Source organism: Candidatus Coatesbacteria bacterium, from assembly GCA_014728225.1.
In the GTDB taxonomy this organism is placed as follows: Bacteria; RBG-13-66-14; RBG-13-66-14; order RBG-13-66-14; family RBG-13-66-14; genus WJLX01.
This window is the reverse complement of sequence record WJLX01000125.1, coordinates 1-15,016: the sequence shown is the minus strand read 5'-3', so window position 1 is coordinate 15,016 and position 15,016 is coordinate 1. Positions and strand designations below refer to the sequence as shown.

Annotated in this window: 15 protein-coding genes; 5 read left to right on the top strand and 10 right to left on the bottom strand. The window is 62.3% G+C overall.

Features of this window, described 5'->3' with window-relative positions; all coding sequences use genetic code 11:
• Positions 1 to 83 precede the first annotated feature (83 nt).
• From GF399_09155 to GF399_09135, 5 genes are all read right to left on the bottom strand, one after another.
• The gene (locus GF399_09155; protein ID MBD3400486.1) at positions 84 to 1,010 is read right to left on the bottom strand and encodes a hypothetical protein; all 927 of its coding nucleotides are present in this window, start codon (positions 1,008 to 1,010) and stop codon (positions 84 to 86) included.
• Positions 1,011 to 1,020: 10 nt separating this feature from the next.
• Positions 1,021 to 1,821, bottom strand: coding sequence for a hypothetical protein (locus GF399_09150; protein MBD3400485.1), 801 nt, complete (start codon positions 1,819 to 1,821; stop codon positions 1,021 to 1,023).
• 170 nt (positions 1,822 to 1,991) lie between these two features.
• Positions 1,992 to 2,402, bottom strand: coding sequence for a DUF721 domain-containing protein (locus tag GF399_09145; protein MBD3400484.1), 411 nt, complete (start codon positions 2,400 to 2,402; stop codon positions 1,992 to 1,994).
• Positions 2,270 to 3,178, bottom strand: a complete 909-nt coding sequence (locus tag GF399_09140) for a MetS family NSS transporter small subunit (GenBank protein ID MBD3400483.1) — start codon at positions 3,176 to 3,178, stop codon at positions 2,270 to 2,272. Before GF399_09140 ends, GF399_09145 begins: the two co-directional genes overlap by 133 nt.
• Positions 3,171 to 4,709, bottom strand: a complete 1,539-nt coding sequence (locus GF399_09135) for a sodium-dependent transporter (GenBank protein ID MBD3400482.1) — start codon at positions 4,707 to 4,709, stop codon at positions 3,171 to 3,173. Before GF399_09135 ends, GF399_09140 begins: the two co-directional genes overlap by 8 nt.
• A gap of 235 nt (positions 4,710 to 4,944) precedes the next feature.
• Here GF399_09135 and GF399_09130 point away from each other — a divergent pair, with 235 nt between their 5' ends.
• Together GF399_09130 and GF399_09125 are read left to right on the top strand one after the other, a co-directional pair.
• Positions 4,945 to 5,376 (top strand): hypothetical protein, encoded by a 432-nt coding sequence (locus tag GF399_09130; GenBank protein MBD3400481.1) that lies wholly within the window; start codon positions 4,945 to 4,947, stop codon positions 5,374 to 5,376.
• Between the two features lie 46 nt (positions 5,377 to 5,422).
• Entirely contained in the window at positions 5,423 to 5,872 is a 450-nt protein-coding gene (locus tag GF399_09125) for a hypothetical protein (GenBank protein MBD3400480.1), read from the top strand.
• Between the two features lie 137 nt (positions 5,873 to 6,009).
• Here GF399_09125 and GF399_09120 read toward each other — a convergent pair whose 3' ends face one another.
• The 5 genes from GF399_09120 to smpB form a co-directional block, all read right to left on the bottom strand.
• On the bottom strand, positions 6,010 to 7,596 hold the full coding sequence (locus GF399_09120) for a T9SS type A sorting domain-containing protein (protein ID MBD3400479.1): 1,587 nt from the start codon (positions 7,594 to 7,596) through the stop codon (positions 6,010 to 6,012).
• A gap of 148 nt (positions 7,597 to 7,744) precedes the next feature.
• Positions 7,745 to 8,506: a hypothetical protein gene (locus GF399_09115; GenBank protein MBD3400478.1), complete on the bottom strand. Its 762-nt coding sequence runs from the start codon at positions 8,504 to 8,506 to the stop codon at positions 7,745 to 7,747.
• Between the two features lie 29 nt (positions 8,507 to 8,535).
• Positions 8,536 to 9,624, bottom strand: a complete 1,089-nt coding sequence (locus GF399_09110) for a hypothetical protein (protein ID MBD3400477.1) — start codon at positions 9,622 to 9,624, stop codon at positions 8,536 to 8,538.
• A 311-nt stretch (positions 9,625 to 9,935) separates the two neighbouring features.
• Positions 9,936 to 11,099, bottom strand: coding sequence for a hypothetical protein (locus tag GF399_09105; protein ID MBD3400476.1), 1,164 nt, complete (start codon positions 11,097 to 11,099; stop codon positions 9,936 to 9,938).
• 9 nt (positions 11,100 to 11,108) lie between these two features.
• Positions 11,109 to 11,594 carry an SsrA-binding protein SmpB gene (smpB, locus tag GF399_09100; GenBank protein MBD3400475.1) on the bottom strand — a complete coding sequence of 162 codons (486 nt, stop codon included), beginning with the start codon at positions 11,592 to 11,594 and terminating at the stop codon, positions 11,109 to 11,111.
• A 145-nt stretch (positions 11,595 to 11,739) separates the two neighbouring features.
• Between smpB and GF399_09095 the strand changes: the two genes are divergently transcribed.
• The 3 genes from GF399_09095 to GF399_09085 all read left to right on the top strand — a co-directional run.
• On the top strand, positions 11,740 to 12,567 hold the full coding sequence (locus GF399_09095; GenBank protein ID MBD3400474.1) for a hypothetical protein: 828 nt from the start codon (positions 11,740 to 11,742) through the stop codon (positions 12,565 to 12,567).
• 677 nt (positions 12,568 to 13,244) lie between these two features.
• On the top strand, positions 13,245 to 14,213 hold the full coding sequence (locus tag GF399_09090; GenBank protein ID MBD3400473.1) for a hypothetical protein: 969 nt from the start codon (positions 13,245 to 13,247) through the stop codon (positions 14,211 to 14,213).
• Positions 14,214 to 14,227: 14 nt separating this feature from the next.
• The coding region (locus GF399_09085; protein MBD3400472.1) for a hypothetical protein at positions 14,228 to 15,016 on the top strand (789 nt) is incomplete at its 3' end.

Below are 15,016 nucleotides of genomic sequence, written 5' to 3'. Positions count from 1 at the left end.
GGGATACCGTGGAGCTGAGTGTCCGTGTCAGAATACCATAAACCCGCCCCGGGGGGCGGGTCGTTCGATAGGGTCACGGCGGCTTATTCGATCACCGGGCCGCAGTAGACGATCTCGCCGGTATACGCGTCGACGGCCACTACGCCCTCCATCCAGGCGCCGTACTCGGTGTCGACCAACTCGGCGGTGAAGGTATCGGAGCCATAGTAATAATAGTTTTTATATCCATCGAATAGTTCATATTCATATTGCGCAAATACAGTATACGAATTATTTTGCATGTATCCGTCCACAAGCTCAAGCCTTGATTCATAGAATTGTTCAAATTCGCCCCAATCGCTATAGTAATAATATTCGTAATAAAAACTAGTATTATCTGGCTCCCCATCCCAAAAGTCGAATGTATGATAACTACCTGTATTCAATAGTATCATTGTCTTGCCGTATATATAGGGCGTTTCCATATAACGCCTGAAATGAACATACTGATAGCCCTCATTACCTAAATATTCTCTATATAAAATTGAATTAGCGTCATATATAGAAATATCTCTAATAAGCCAATGTGGATTCTCATAATATGCGCTCTCGCTACACATATATACGTTAACCGGCATAGCTATATCATTATATACATCTAAAATTATATTCACTAAATCTGGAGTATTAATAATCCCATCTGGTTCAATTAGATTGCTATTCTGCACTTCATTGAATTCCATAATAATATCTCCTGTGTACTTCATATAATAACTGTCAATAACTGTAATTATAATTTCCCAGCCGTATGATCTACCGTCTGTGTTTAGGTTACACGCTATTTCACCTAATTTGTAAGGCTCGCCTTCTTCATATAGTTGCCTATCTGTTAATTCCTTTAGCGCTATATTTAGTATTTCTTCATATGTAGTATGGACTATATCAGATTCAGGAATTGTGAGTACACTATTGTCGCACGCTAATAATATACATGCAAGTATAATGAATAATATAAAGGTGTATCTTTTCATCTTTTATCCTTTAAGAGAGGTGTAAATCATAATTTAATGTATAAGGATCAATTATTAAATATATATTATATATATCATCTTCTGAATTGACATAATTAAGAATTTCATCAATAACGATGTGTATTAGGCCATCGTGTCTCATGGTCATTATATCAGCGTATATATTCCATTTAGTTTCTGATATCTCATTTCCAATTATATTATATGTTATAGTATCGGATGAATAGATATAAGAAAAGGAATTGTCAGCCTCTAATAATGAGCTAAACTCAATAATAGAACCATAGTCGTAAATTATTTTACACTTTACAATATCAAGATTATTGTCTATATATAAAAAAGTATTTTCTCCAGTATAATAGTCTGATGAGCTAGTATATTCAAATATTTCACTTCTCCAAAAGGGATAATGCCTATCAGCATTATAAGCAATTAGCTCATAATAAATTGTGCCTAAAGGCAATGAAAGAATTTCATTTATATGATTTGCAATATCGGGTGTGTCATACATACCACCAAGTAATATTTTTTGATCGTCTAATGGTATACGATAAGCAAAGCCTGTAACATCCGTATCAAAAATCATAATACGATAGCAATCGTCGTTAATCCAGATCGTTATTATCCAATCAGTAGCTGTCCCCTCCTGATTCAGGTCAACCTCGACATTATTAAGGGCGACCGCATCGCCTTGATGATACAGGCCTTCCTCGTATAGGAAACCGAGAGACAACTCAATCGCCTGAAAAAGTGTTATTTCACCATCGTAATCGGGGATAATCAGGGTATCGGCACAACTAGCGATGCCCATTAGCAGCGCCAATGTGATTAGAAGAGAAGCCAGTGTAAAAGGCGGGCGCATATGAGCCTCGGGATTAGAGGTGGAGAGTATTCGGAGAATCGATTGCTTGAGGGTATTGAAGGCAGCCATTTAAACTAACTTAGTTTTACACGCTGCTGAGTAATTGTCAAGGGCGGCGGTCACTCGACCAGGCGCAGGGAGGTCAGCTCGCCGGTAAACAGTTCGTCGAGGCGGACGCGGATGCGCGGCAGCAGCTCCTCGAGCAGCCGGCGGCATTCGGCGTCGCCGCAGCGGACGACGAGTTCGCGCCCCGAGACGGCCAGCTCGGTGCGCCGGGCCACGGCGGGGCCGACGAGGCCGGTCCAGTCGCCGCGCAGGCGGGCCAGGGCGACCTCGCGGCGCAGCTTCTTACTCGCCAGGGCGGAGTTGAGCAGGCGGCTCAGGGGGCGGGGATCGCTCACGCCGCGCCCCCGTCCTCTTCGTCGCCCTCGTCGGAGAAGACGTGGGGGGTGGCGCGACGGGTGGCGATGATGATGAACAGGACGGCGCCGCCGAAGAGCAGCAGGAAGCCCAGGGCCAGCATGATCCAGGCGCCGGGGGTCATCACGGCGGTCTGGTCGAGGAGTTCGAGGGCGGCCGCGGCGCCGGTGCGCAGGGCGGGGGAATCGGCGGCGGCGAGCTGCTCTTCGAGGAAGGCCCGGCCCTCGTCGTAGCCGATGGGCGCCAGGGTGGTCATCGCGGCGACGCGCAGGGCGTCGGGCAGGGTGGGATCGGCGGCCAGTTCGGTCAAAACCCGGTAGGCGTGCCGGCCCTCGGCGCTGCCGATCGAGCCGACGGCGGTCAGCCGGACGTCCTCCCCGAGGGAGAAGTCGCGGGCCAGCTCTTGGTGGAGGGGCACGGCGGCGGGGTCGGTCATCAGGGCCAGCAGGCCGCAGGCCAACCCGACGCGCTCCAGGCAGGCGGGTCGCAGGTAGGAGCGCACCCAGCCGAGGTCCTCGCCCTCGACGACGGCGGCGGTCAGGGCGGCGGCCAGGGCCCGGGGCTGCTCGACGGTCTCGCCCTCGACTTCGATCTCGACGGTCAGCCCGGCCAGGGCGTCGGCGGCCCACCGGCGCAGCTCGGGATCCTCGAAGGGATCGGCGACGGCCTCGGCCAGGGCGTCGGCGGCGTCCTCGAGGCTCAGCTCCCCGGAACGCAGGGCGCGCAGCAGCTCGAGGCGCTGCTGGTGGGCCAGGATGTGGTCGGGCTCCTCGAGCCAGGGCTGGTCACTGGCGGCGACGAGGGCTTCGCCCTCGCCCGGGGGCTGGGCCGCCAGGAGGGTGGCGCTCAGCAGCAGCAAGATGGTGACGGTTCTGAGGTTAGACATCGGACCCCCCCCCCGCGGCCACCGGGGCCGCCTGCTTGTTGGAGCGGATGCGGCTGAAGATGAAGCTGAGGGCGAAGATAACGGCCACCACGGCCCAGCCGCCGACGAAGACGGCCCAGTCGGGATAGCCGCCGTAGCCCTCGCTGATGGTGCGGTAAAGATCCAGGCCGAAGGTCACCAGCAGGATCAGCGGGGTGAAGTACTTGATCATGAAGTCCCACCAGCGGCCGATGCGGATCTCGGACTGCTTGTTGGCGTACTCGCGCAGCTTGCGCGAGCCGTAGAGCCAGCCCAGCACGATGCATTCGAACAGGCCGCCCAGCACCAGGCCGAACTTGTTGATGAAGTTGTCGACGATGTCCAGCCAGTAGATACCGGAGCCCGTGGCGAAGAACAGTCCGAACAGCATGGCGATGGTGCAGATGACCAGCAGGGTGGGTTTGCGGCGCAGGCCGAGCTTGGTGATCCAGGCCTCGGCCTTGGCCTCGACGAGGCTGAAGGCGCTGTCGATGCCCAACAGCAGCAGCATGATGAAGAAGATGGCGGCGAAGAAGCCCGGCCAGAAGGGCATCTGGTTGAAGATCGTCGGGTAGACGGCGAAAACCAGACCCGGTCCGCCGGTCATCACCTCCCCGACGGTCTGATGGCCGGTGCGGGCCAGGAAACCCAGGGTGGCGAAGACGGTCAGCCCGGCGAGGAAGCTGGTCGCCGCGTCGGAGAGGCTGATGATCACGGCGTTGTTGTTGATGTCGGACTTCTTGGGCAGGTAGCTGGCGTAGGTGATCATCACCCCGAAGGCCAGGGAGAAGCTGAAGAAGACCTGGCCGTAGGCCGACAGCCAGACGCCGGGGTCGAGGAGCCTGCTCCAGTCGGGGTTGAGGAAGTAATTCAACCCGGCGGCCGAGCCCTCGAGGGTTACCCCGCGCACGGCCATGATCACCAGCAGCAGCCAGGGCAACGGCACGGTCAGCAGGACGACCTTGCCCACGCTGCGGGCGCCTTTGCGGATGGCGAAGTAGATGGCCACCCAGGTCAGGATCAGCCCGATGACCAGGGGCCAGCTCAAGCCCCCGATGGAGCCCGGACCTCCCGTGGCCTGCAACAGGGTTTCATTGAAGAAGCCGCTGGGATCGTTGCCCCAGCCCAGACTGTTGATGGCCTGGAAGACGTAGTTGAAGCACCAGCTCATGATCACGGCGTAGTAGATGGTGATCACGAAGCCGACGATGACCATCAGCCAACCGACCCACTCGGCTTTCTTGCGGGCCTTGGCGAAGCTGATCGGCGCACCCGAGGCCATCTTGTGTCCCAGGCTGAATTCGAGGATCATCAGCGGGATGCCGGCGGTGATGATGGCCACCAGGTAGGGTATCAGAAAGGCGCCGCCCCCGTTCTCGTAGCAGACGAAGGGGAAGCGCCAGACATTGCCCAGGCCGACGGCCGAGCCGATGGCCGCCAGGATGAAGGCCGAGCGGCGGTTCCACTTGGCCGGTCCCTGGGGTTTGAGCAGCTGCGGTTTATCCTTACCCATTGTCAGTCTCCCGGCTGGCGCGAAGCGAACGGATGAAGGAGAAGAAAAAACAAGGCTCAAATAGTAACAAAGCCCATCCTCCTAGACAACCGGCTAGACAACCGGGGCGTGTGTGACGAAGTTAACAGTGAAATTCTCGCGGCGTCGCTATACTCTTATAAGCTGAAGCTGATAACGCGACACCACAGTCGCTTCAACCTAACCTGCGGTTCCACCGCAAACCGGGAGATAAACCATGCGCAAGTCCACCCTGCTGCTGTTGTTGTTCGTCTTCGTCGTCGCCGCCGGCGCCCAGGACTACTCCGGCTGGTACTACGACGAGGCCAGCGGGAACTATGTAACCTCCGACGGCTATTACTACTACTTCTACTCGCCCTACTACGGCATCTACTACGCCTACGAGCCCGCCACCGACGTTTACTACTACTACGATTACGCCACCGGTCAGTACTATCCCTACGGCACCTCGACCAGCACCTACAACTCCTACGACGACTACGCCGGCTCGGGCTACGCCGGCGGCGGCGGCGGCGGCGAGATGGACCAGAGCACCTACAACACCATGATGAACGTCCTCAACGAGGAGCACGCCGCCAGCATGAACGCCATCGAGGCCATCGACGGCAGCGCCGATTACTACTACTATACCGACGAGCCCGACTATTAGGCCGGGCCCAGAATTCCGGGACAGCCATCCACCACCTGGAGGAAGAATGAAAAAAGCCCTGCTCCTGCTGTTGGTCTTCACCGCCCTGGCCTGCTACGCTCAGGAGGGCTGGTACTACGACGAGACCTCCGGACTCTACGCCACCGCGGACGGTTACTACTACTACTTCTACGAACCGGTCAACGGCTTCTATTACGCCTACGACCCCACCAACGACTTCTGGTACTACTACGACTACGCCAGCGGTCAGTTCTACCCCTGGGGCACCTCGGACACCACCTACGAGAGCTACGACCAGTACGCCGACACCTCGGGCGGATATGACTACTCCGGCGGCGGCGCCTCGGCCTCGGGCTCCGGCGGCGGGGCGATGGATCAGGCCAGCTACGACATCATGTACGACACCATGATGATGCAGCACGAGACCTCGATGAACATCATCAACAACATGGCCGACACCGACGTCGATTACTACTACTATGACGACGGCTATTAGGCCGGTGTGACGGATTGTGAACGACGGCGGGGCGGAAGCCCCGCCGTTGCTAAACATCCCTGTAGGACGCCCCCGGCCGGCATACCGATAGGGGCGGGATGTTAATCCCGCCCGTGTGCCGCTATATCAACAACTCGTTACCGGCCGACGACGATCCGGCGGCTGAGCGCCTCGCCTTGCGTCTCCAGGCGCAGCAGGTAGACGCCGGCGGCCTCGGCGGCGCAGTTCCAGGCGACCTCGTGGCGTCCGGCGGGCAGTTCGCCCTCGCTCAGCGTGGCCACCCGGCGCCCGGCCAGGTCGTAGACGCTCAGGCTGACGCGCTGGGCCTCGGGCAGGGTGAAGGCGATGCTGACGCTGTTAGCCGCCGGGTTGGGGTACGGTTCATCGAGGGTCAAGCGCTGCGCCTGCTCCGGCACGTCGACGGCCGCCGTCGGCCCGAATCTTTGCACCTGGCCCGCGCTATCCGTTGTTTCGAGCCAGTAGACGTAGCTCCCGCCGGGCTCGACGTCCCGATCCAGCCAGCGGCGGGTCGTGCCGTCCAGCGAGCCCGACACGGCGACGGGATCATCCACCCCGCGCAGGACACGGACACCGGCGGGCAGATCGCCGCTGATGCTCCAGCCCAGCAGAACGCCGTCATCCTCGGGCGAAGCTGTTAGTTCAACATCCTCTATATCCCAGTCCGGGCGGGTGGTGGCGAACTTGAGATCGTAATTGGCACCATCGTAGTAAGAGATATACGGGTAGCCGCTGGAATCCAGCGCCAGGGAGGTGTCTTCGCCTACATCACCATCCGAATCCACCGTCTCGATCTCCCAGCTCGCGCCGTTCCAATACGCGTACTTGAGGTCTTCGTTGGTGGCGTCGTAGTATGAGATGTGCGGGTTGCCGCTGGAGTCCAGCGCCAGGGAGTTGTACCGGCCTAGGGAACCCGACCAATCCACGGTATCGAGATCCCAGTCCCCACCGTTCCAGGCGGCGTACTTGAGATCGTCGTTGGAATCGTCGTAGTACGAGATGTGGGGGTTACCGCCGGCATCCAGCGCCAGGGAGGTGTGCCGGCCGACATCACCACCCGTATACACCGTCTCGATCTGCCAGCTCGCACCGTTCCAGGCGGCATACTTGAGATCTTCGTTGGTATCGTCGTAGTACGAGATGTGGGGGTTACCGCTGGAATCCAGCGCCAGGGAGGTGTACCGGCCGACTTCACCACCCGAATCCACTGTCGCGAGCTCCCAGCTCGCGCCGTTCCAATCCGCGTACTTGAGGTCGTCGTTGGCATAGTAGAAGTACGAGATGTGCGGGTGGTCGCTGGAATCCAGCGCCAGGGAGGTGTAGGTTCCGGCATCACCACCCGAATCTACCGTCTGGAACTCCCAGCTCGCGCCGTTCCAGGCGGCGTACTTGAGGAGGTCGTCGTAGTCGTAGTACGAGATGTGGGGGTGGTCGCTGGAATCCAGCGCCAGGGAGGTGTACTCGCCTACATAGCCGTTCGAACTCACCGTCTGGAGCTCCCAGCTCGCGCCGTTCCAGACGGCGTACTTGAGGTCGACGTCGCCCCAATTGTTGTATGAAATATGCGGGTAGCCGCTGGAATCCAGCGCCAAAGAGGTATACCGGCCAACATATCCGTCCGAATCCACCGTTTCGATGTGCCAATCATCGGCGGTTGCAGGTGCAACTAAGGCCAAAGCCAAAACGAGCAACAGCATCCGTTTCATTTTCCGCCCCTTTTAAGGTCGTCCGAGGTTTGAAGTAAGTTAGTGCAATCAACATACACAGAGCAATAATAGTTGAAGTTGATAATATTTGTCAAGAAAAAGACGGGCCTGACGGCCCGTCTCGATGATCCTTCATAATGCGCAGGAGCTACTGGGCGTCGGTCTCGTCCAAACGGATGTAATCCTCGCCGTGAACGGCGCTGCCGCCGAAGCCGCCACCCATGGCGGCCTGCTCGAGGCGCTCCGGGGTGAACTCGCTCCAGATCTCGCGCCCGATGCCCTCGCGCACCCGGACCAGGGTCCGGCCGGTGACATCGTAGGTCAGCACGACCTTCGAGGCGTTGGAGAGCCAGGAGACCTCGTAGACCTGCTTGTTGGGCTGATCCTCCATCATCTTGCGCAGGTACTGGGCCTGCTGCTGGCTGGAGAACATCCGGCTCTTGGGCCCCAGGTAGACGCTGTGGGTGCCGGAGCGGAACTCCTCGCGGGGGTTGGTCCGCTGACCGGCGACGAGACGCCGCTCGTAGATCTCGACCTCGCGGTGGGCGGGGGCGGTGTAGCGGAAAGTGGCCAGGACGCGCTCGGCGTCGTAGTTGAGCGCGGCGGCGGCCGCCTCGGAGTCGTAGACGTCGACCTGGATCAGGGTGCGGTCGGAATACCAGACCTCCTCGAACCAAGTGAACAGCTCCTCGAGCTCGTCGGCGTAGACGCCGGGCTCGACGACGATGTCGACGGCCACCCCGCGCTCGACGCCCGGGGTCTCCCGGGTCTGGCCGACGGTGTAGGGGATCGGCGGCTGGACCTCATTCTCGCCGGGGGCACGCTCGCCGACCTCCTCCGCGGTTTCGTCGAGGGTCTCTTCCTCGTCGCCGCAGCCCGTCGGCAGCAGCAGCAGAACGACCAGGGACATCAAAAGCAAGATAGCGCGGCCTGGGTGACTCATGGCTCTCCCCTCATCGAGTTCAGCCAATCCGGTAGCTGTTCACGGGCGCGGACCCAATCGACGATTCCCCGGCAGAGCGCCCGGGCGACCCGGCCGCGGTACGCGGGATCCAGAACCAGGGCCTCCTCTTCGCCATCGGAGAGGAAGAGGCTCTCGGTCAGCACGGCGGGGCAGCGGGGCTCGACGATGACGAAGAACGGGGCGGCCTTGACGCCGCGGTCGGATCGGCCGAGGAGCTCGAGCTGGGCCCGCTGGATGCCGTCGGCCAGCTCGACGCCGCCGGTATCCAGAACCTCGAAGTGCAGCCCGGCCAGCAGGCGGGCGGCCTCCCAGCGCAACAGCCAGGGCGTGCAATCCTCGAGCTCCAGCCCGGCCCGGCGCCCGCCACCGCCGCTCCAGGGCGACTGCGGCCGGCGGTACTCGGGGACGTAGACCTCGCTGCCCGACATCCCCGGCGCTCCACCGTTCAAGTGAACGCTGACGAACAGGTCGGCGGCCAGCTCGTCGGCCAGCCGGGCCCGCTCGCGCAGGCCGACGGCGTAGTCGCCCTCCCGGGTCAGCACGACCTCGCAGCCCAGCTCGTCCACCAGCAGCCCGGCCAGCTCACGGGCGATCTCGAGGACCAGGTCTTTTTCGAAGACCCCGGAAGAAACGCCGCCGGCGCCGGTCCAACGACCACCGTGGCCCGGGTCCAACACGATGCGCCGCAACTCCAGCTCGCCCACCGTCGGCATTTCCCCCTCGACCTCGCCGCCGATCGCGCAGCAAAGCAGTCCGACCTCGGACTCCCAACGCCAATCGACCACCCAGCCCGGCTCGACGAGCTCCAGCTCCAACCGCACGCCGTCGGCGAAGGGGGACAACACCGCCCGCCGCAGGGGAAAAGGACCCTCGAGCCCCAACGGCTCGCCGAGGGTCAACCCCGGCAGCAGATAGGCAGTCCCCTCCACCTCGACGACCTCGGGCTCCGCCCCGCCGCTCAGGCTGAGGGCCAGGACGACATCGCCGCCCGCGGCCCAAGCGTTGAGGGCCGTCACCGTCGGCTGTGCCGCGGCGCCGACCAGGGTCGCGCTCAGACTCAACATAACGGCTGTCGAAGGGCTGGTCAAGTTTTTTCTTCGCTGAAGATCGGGTCGTGGGGTTGCCAAAGGGAGGGGGCGGGTCCCGAGTTATGCTTTGCCGCCGGGCCGCGTCGAAAAACAGCCCGCCGCCGAGCAATTCGCCTGTTCTCCGGCAATGACAAAAAAATCGCCAGCCGGAACCGGCACGGTTTTTGCGGAGGCGCAGCGTTGCCGCCGCGACAACGCGCGCCGAGATGCAAAAACCGTGCCGGTTCCGGCGGCGCGGGGCTCGGGCGGGGCGGCCGGCGGGCTGTTTTTCGACGCCGACGGCCGACCTAGCGCATCCGGGCCTCGTAGTCCTCGATGTAGGCGGCCACGCCGCGGTAGATGGCCTCGGCCACCCGGCGGTAGCCCTCGGAGTTCGTGTAGCGGTAGCCCTCGTCGGCGTTGGACATGAAGTAGCTCTCGACGAGGATCGCCGGCATGTGGGTGCCGCGCAGCACGGCGAAGTTGTCCTGCTTGACGCCGCGGTCGGTGAGGCCGAGTTCGTCGAGGAGTTCGGCCTGCACCGCCCGGGCCAGACGGGCGGATTCGTCGAGCACCTGGGTCTGGTAGGCGTCGGAGAGGATGAAGTCCAGGACGGAGCTGTTGACCTGATCCAGGTAGGGGTCGCTCTGGAAGTCGGCGTTCTCCTTCATCGCCGCGGCCCGGGTCTCGGTGGCCTGGCCGGCGATCAGGTAGAAGGTCTCGGTGCCGTGGGCCGAGCGCGGCCCGCCGTTCAGGTGGACGCTGATGAACAGGTCGGCGTCGATCTCGTTGGCCATCAGGCAGCGGCCCTTGAGCCCGACCTCGTAGTCGGCGTCCCGGGTCAGGATGACCTCGACGCCGAGCTTCTCCTCGAGCAGGCGCGCGAGGAGCCGGCACTGCTCCATCACGGCGGTTTTCTCGGCGATGGACTCGTCGGGCAGGGCGGTACCGGTCCAGCGCGGGCCGCCGTGGCCGGGGTCGAGGACGATGCGGCGGATGCGGGCGTCGGCGCCGAACTCCGGCGTGGACGACGAACCCGCCTTGGGGATGACGTCGACGCAGACCTGGAAGGGATTGCGCTTGGCGTAGGCCCGGTAGGAGTAGGAGCCGGGAACGAGTTCGAGGATCAGCAGGGCGTCGGAGCCGTCGGCCACCACGCGAACCCCGGCCACGGCGCCGCGGCCGGAGCGGCTGAGCGTCGAGGCGGGAGCGGCGCCTCCGATCCGCACCTGCAGGGTGTCGCCGGCGGTCTGAAGCTCGAATTCCGCCTCGTCGTCCAGGCCGACGGAGACCCAGGTTCCCGCGCTGGTGGTACCAAGGTTGAGGCTGGCCACACCGGCGAAAACCGGCGGGACCAACAGGCCGAGGAAGATGATCAACGAGGTCGCTCTACGCACGCCAACCTCCCGGGGATGCAGTCGGCCGCAGCGGCGGACGAGGATTGCCCAAGCATGATTACCCGTAAGGACCACCGACGGGCATCAGTCCTGGTAGCGGCTGGTGTAACGCCGGCCGGCCCGGGCGGCCTCGCGGGCGGCCAGCTCCGCTTCGCGCTCCTTGATGTCGTAGCGCTTGTCACGGTGGGTCTTGCCCTTGGCCAGGGCGATTTGCAGCTTGGCGTAGGCGCCGCGGAAGTAGAGCTTCAGCGGCACGATGGTCCGGCCCTTGCGCTCGACGCCGTCGGTCAGCTTCTTCAGCTCGCGACGGTGCAGCAACAGACGCCGCGGGCGGTCCTCGGCGGGACCGAAGGGACCGGCGGGACGGTAACGCTTGACGTGCATACCCACCACCCAGGCCTCGCCGTCCTCGATGCGGACGTAGGCCTCGGCGATGGAGACATGCCCGGCGCGGATGCTCTTGACCTCGCTGCCGACGAGGGCCAGACCGGCCTCGAAGGCCTCCTCGAGGATGTAGTTGTGCCGCGCCTTGCGGTTGCGGGCGATGATCCTGTTCTGCTTCTCGCTCACGGAGTTCCAGACGTTCAGGTTCTCTAAGGTCGACGCCGTCGGGGCGGCGGCTAAGTATAGTCCAGCTCCCCGGGCTTTACAAGACGCCGGGGGCGGGGTATCATACCCTCGACCCGAGCGAACGCCGCGCCAACCGGGAGAGAGTATGCCCATCGAGTACACCATCAGCTACGACTGTCCGGTCAAGCGCGCCCTCGGGGGGGCGGAGGCCTTCCGCACCGCCTGCACCTGGCGCCTGCTGGCCAAGGCCGCCAAGAAAGAGGCCCGGGAGCAGGACCTCAGCTTCCGCGAGGTCCAGGTGACCCACCGCTTCGTCACCCTCGACGGCCTGACCGAGATCACCGAGCCCCTGCTGAACCTGATGGAGGAGGCGGAGAAGCTCGAAGCCTTCGCCTACCACTGCGAGGAGTGCCCGGCCGACGTCCTCTCCGAAGGCTTCGGCTGTCTGGGTACCCTCGGCTACCCCCTGTCCGCCGAGGCCGAGGACTGGGTCCATTTCTGCCTCGAACACCGCTGGCCGGCCTGGGTCCTCCGGGCCTGGCTGCGCTTCGACGAAAAGCGCGACAGCGACCCGGCCCGCATCGCCCTGATGCGCTCCCGGGGCGAGGAGTTCCTCGAGGGCTCCACGGCTTGGGGACTGACGGTGCGCGGAGAACTCGACGACGAGGAGGTCGCCTTGGACATCGACGCCGATCGGGTACTGGCGGCGCTGTTCAACTCCGGCAGCCTGAGCCCCGCCGACGCCCTGATGATCCTGGGCCTGTTCGACGTCCTCGATCCCGCGGTCGACCGCGACAACGAGGATCGCCCGACCATCGAGGTCGCGCCCGACGACGGCGCCGAGGCGGCGGCCTTCGCCCTGGACCTCTACCCCGAATCCTATGACGATCCGTCGACGATCGACCTCAAGGCCTTTCTGGCGGCCCTGTTCTATGCCGCCGGCCTGGGTGTCGACCTCGTCGTCGAGCTCTAGTCGAAACCGCTTGCCCGTCACCCCGCCCGCCGCCGGGCGGGGTTGTCTTGGTATCCTTCGCTAGGTTAACGTCTTACTGCAGAACGGAGTTCCCAACACCCGCCAAAACACCCTGCCCGTCACCGAACCATAGAGCGGGGACTTGAACGCCGCCCGTTGAAAAACAGCCCCACTCAACCCGACCCCAGCCGCGCAGCCCGCCCACGCCGGAACTGGCACGGTTTTTGCGGAAGCTAACCGTTATCATCTGCTTAACGGTTGCTGAGATGCAAAAACCGTGCCAGTTCCGGCGTGGTGGTACGTTCAGCGTCGCGGGGATTCCGGGGGCTGTTTTTCAACGGGCGCTTACTCTCGTTGCCTGTTGGCGGCGGCGGGATTTTTCGGCTATAATCCACTAATCCACTCCAGCGAAGTCGCCTTCCGGCGTCCTCGAGTGCTGCCGGGATGCCGTTGTTGGGCCTGGGATTGAAGTTGCAAGCGCGGTCTACCGATGTCCGGCGCTTAGGATGCCGAAGGTGATCGCCGCGGCTCACAGGCTCCGCGGGTGACCCGGCGTGGGTGAAGCTGTCGGTGAATCCCGGCGGCCAACCGCATTTCATCCGGGCGTTGACGATTGCTGTGCCGGTCCCGGACCGTTCTCGGCGTTTCATCATCTTCCCTCATCGAGGAGGAGCCCCATGCGCCGTATCGCTCTGCTGCTGTTCGTCTGCGTCCTGTCCGCCGCGGCCAATCCTTTACCCGCCGAGGAGATGATCCCCGGTGCCACCGTCGAGGGCCGAGTCTTCGACGCCGAAAGCGGCGAGCCCCTGGCCGACGCCCTGATCTCCCTCTACCAGCTTCCGGCGATGCCCGCCGATCCCGAGGACTACCGGGCCTGGAACCAGGACGACACCACGGTAATCGAGAATGCCGCCACCGATGAGGACGGTTATTTCAGCTTCCAGGTGCCCTGGGGTTTCTACCAGCTCTACTACTCGGCACGCAACCACGCTATTGAATACTCCGCACCCTTCGAGCTAGCCGTCAAGGAGGTCCGCAGCGTCGAGGTCGCTCTGCCCTTCCAGGAGGAGGCCGTGGCCCGCAAGCCCAACCTCTACCTCTACCCCCCCGAGGCGATGGAGGTCGATATCGCCCTGGCCTTCCCCGCCGGGGGCCGGGTGACGGAGAGCGATCCGCCCTACGCCGGGGGTTGGAGCGCCGTCGTGCAGCCCGACGGTTCCTTCGGCAGCGGCTACGATTACTTTTTCTACGAGGCCGAGGTGCCCGACGACTGGCAGCGCGACGAGGGCTGGCTGGTCGAGAAGGGGAACCTCGAGGCCTTCCTGCGCCAGAACCTGGCCGAGTATGGTTTCCGCGGTCGGGAGATCGAGGACTTCATCGACTATTGGCTGCCGTGCCTCGAGGAGCTGTCGGAGCCGCAGTTCCTGATCTACCCGCAGCTCAACGCGCGTCTGGATCCGTTGATCGAGCTGAAGATCGACCCGGCGCCGGACAGCTTCCTGCGGCTGCTCTACGTTATCGAGAACGTGGATCCGCTGTTCGCCCTGGTCAGTCCGCCGGTGATCCCGGAGTTCCGCCGAGGGGGCTTCACCGCCGTGGAGTGGGGCGTGGTGCTGGATAACGTCAGCGGTCGCCAGGTGGAATGATCCCGGGAGGAATGATGAAAGCCGGTCCAGTGTCGCTGTTGCTGATTGCGGCAGTGATGCCCGCCGGTGCGGCCGTGCTCTACGGTATGGTCTACGACCTGGAGGGCGTACCGGCGGACGGGGCGCTGATCGAGCTCTACGTCGTTCCCCCGCTGGAGCGAGCCGCGGTGGAGGAAGAGGAACAGCCCGCCGAGGAGGCCCTGCCGCCCTCCCTGGCGCTGGAGGACCATCCCTGGCTGTTCACCGAGGAGGCGGACTACTCGATCACCACCGACGCCGAGGGGCGCTACCGCCTGACGGGCCTCGAGCCCGGCCTTTACGACCTCGTCTGCCGTGCCGCCTACTACGAGCCCTGCTACAATCTGGGCCTCGAGCTGGTCCCCGGCGGGGAGCGCCACCTCAACTTCGCCCTCTACCCGCTGCCGGAGGTCGAGAAGCCGAACATCTACCTCTATCCCGTCGAGACCGAGCCGCTCACCGTCGCCCTCGGTTTCCCCGCCGGCGGCGGGGTGACGGTCAGCGAGCCGGAGTACGAGCACGTCTGGCGGGTCTTCGCCGATCCCGACGGCACGCTGTACCAGGTTCAGGAGCTGCACTGGGACAGCCTGGACGGCGCGGGTCACGCTCTGGGGCTGCGCTCCGAGCCGACCTACGACTACCTGTTCTACGAGGCCGCCGTGCCCGACGTCTGGCAGCGCGACGAGGGCTGGCTGGTCGAGCGGGAAAACCTGGAGGCCTTCTTCACCGAGAATCTGGCGGCGACGGGCTTCTACGACAACGAGATCGCCGACTTCGTCGAGTGG

Bases quoted from the DNA above. Each gene is read 5' to 3' on its own strand.
- GF399_09155 (MBD3400486.1), bottom strand. From the start codon at position 1,010: ATGAAAAGATACACCTTTATATTATTCATTATACTTGCATGTATATTA.
- GF399_09150 (MBD3400485.1), bottom strand. From the start codon at position 1,821: ATGGGCATCGCTAGTTGTGCCGATACCCTGATTATCCCCGATTACGAT.
- GF399_09140 (MBD3400483.1), bottom strand. From the start codon at position 3,178: ATGTCTAACCTCAGAACCGTCACCATCTTGCTGCTGCTGAGCGCCACC.
- GF399_09135 (MBD3400482.1), bottom strand. From the start codon at position 4,709: ATGGGTAAGGATAAACCGCAGCTGCTCAAACCCCAGGGACCGGCCAAG.
- GF399_09130 (MBD3400481.1), top strand. From the start codon at position 4,945: ATGCGCAAGTCCACCCTGCTGCTGTTGTTGTTCGTCTTCGTCGTCGCC.
- GF399_09125 (MBD3400480.1), top strand. From the start codon at position 5,423: ATGAAAAAAGCCCTGCTCCTGCTGTTGGTCTTCACCGCCCTGGCCTGC.
- GF399_09120 (MBD3400479.1), bottom strand. From the start codon at position 7,596: ATGAAACGGATGCTGTTGCTCGTTTTGGCTTTGGCCTTAGTTGCACCT.
- GF399_09115 (MBD3400478.1), bottom strand. From the start codon at position 8,506: ATGTCCCTGGTCGTTCTGCTGCTGCTGCCGACGGGCTGCGGCGACGAG.
- GF399_09110 (MBD3400477.1), bottom strand. From the start codon at position 9,624: ATGTTGAGTCTGAGCGCGACCCTGGTCGGCGCCGCGGCACAGCCGACG.
- GF399_09095 (MBD3400474.1), top strand. From the start codon at position 11,740: ATGCCCATCGAGTACACCATCAGCTACGACTGTCCGGTCAAGCGCGCC.
- GF399_09090 (MBD3400473.1), top strand. From the start codon at position 13,245: ATGCGCCGTATCGCTCTGCTGCTGTTCGTCTGCGTCCTGTCCGCCGCG.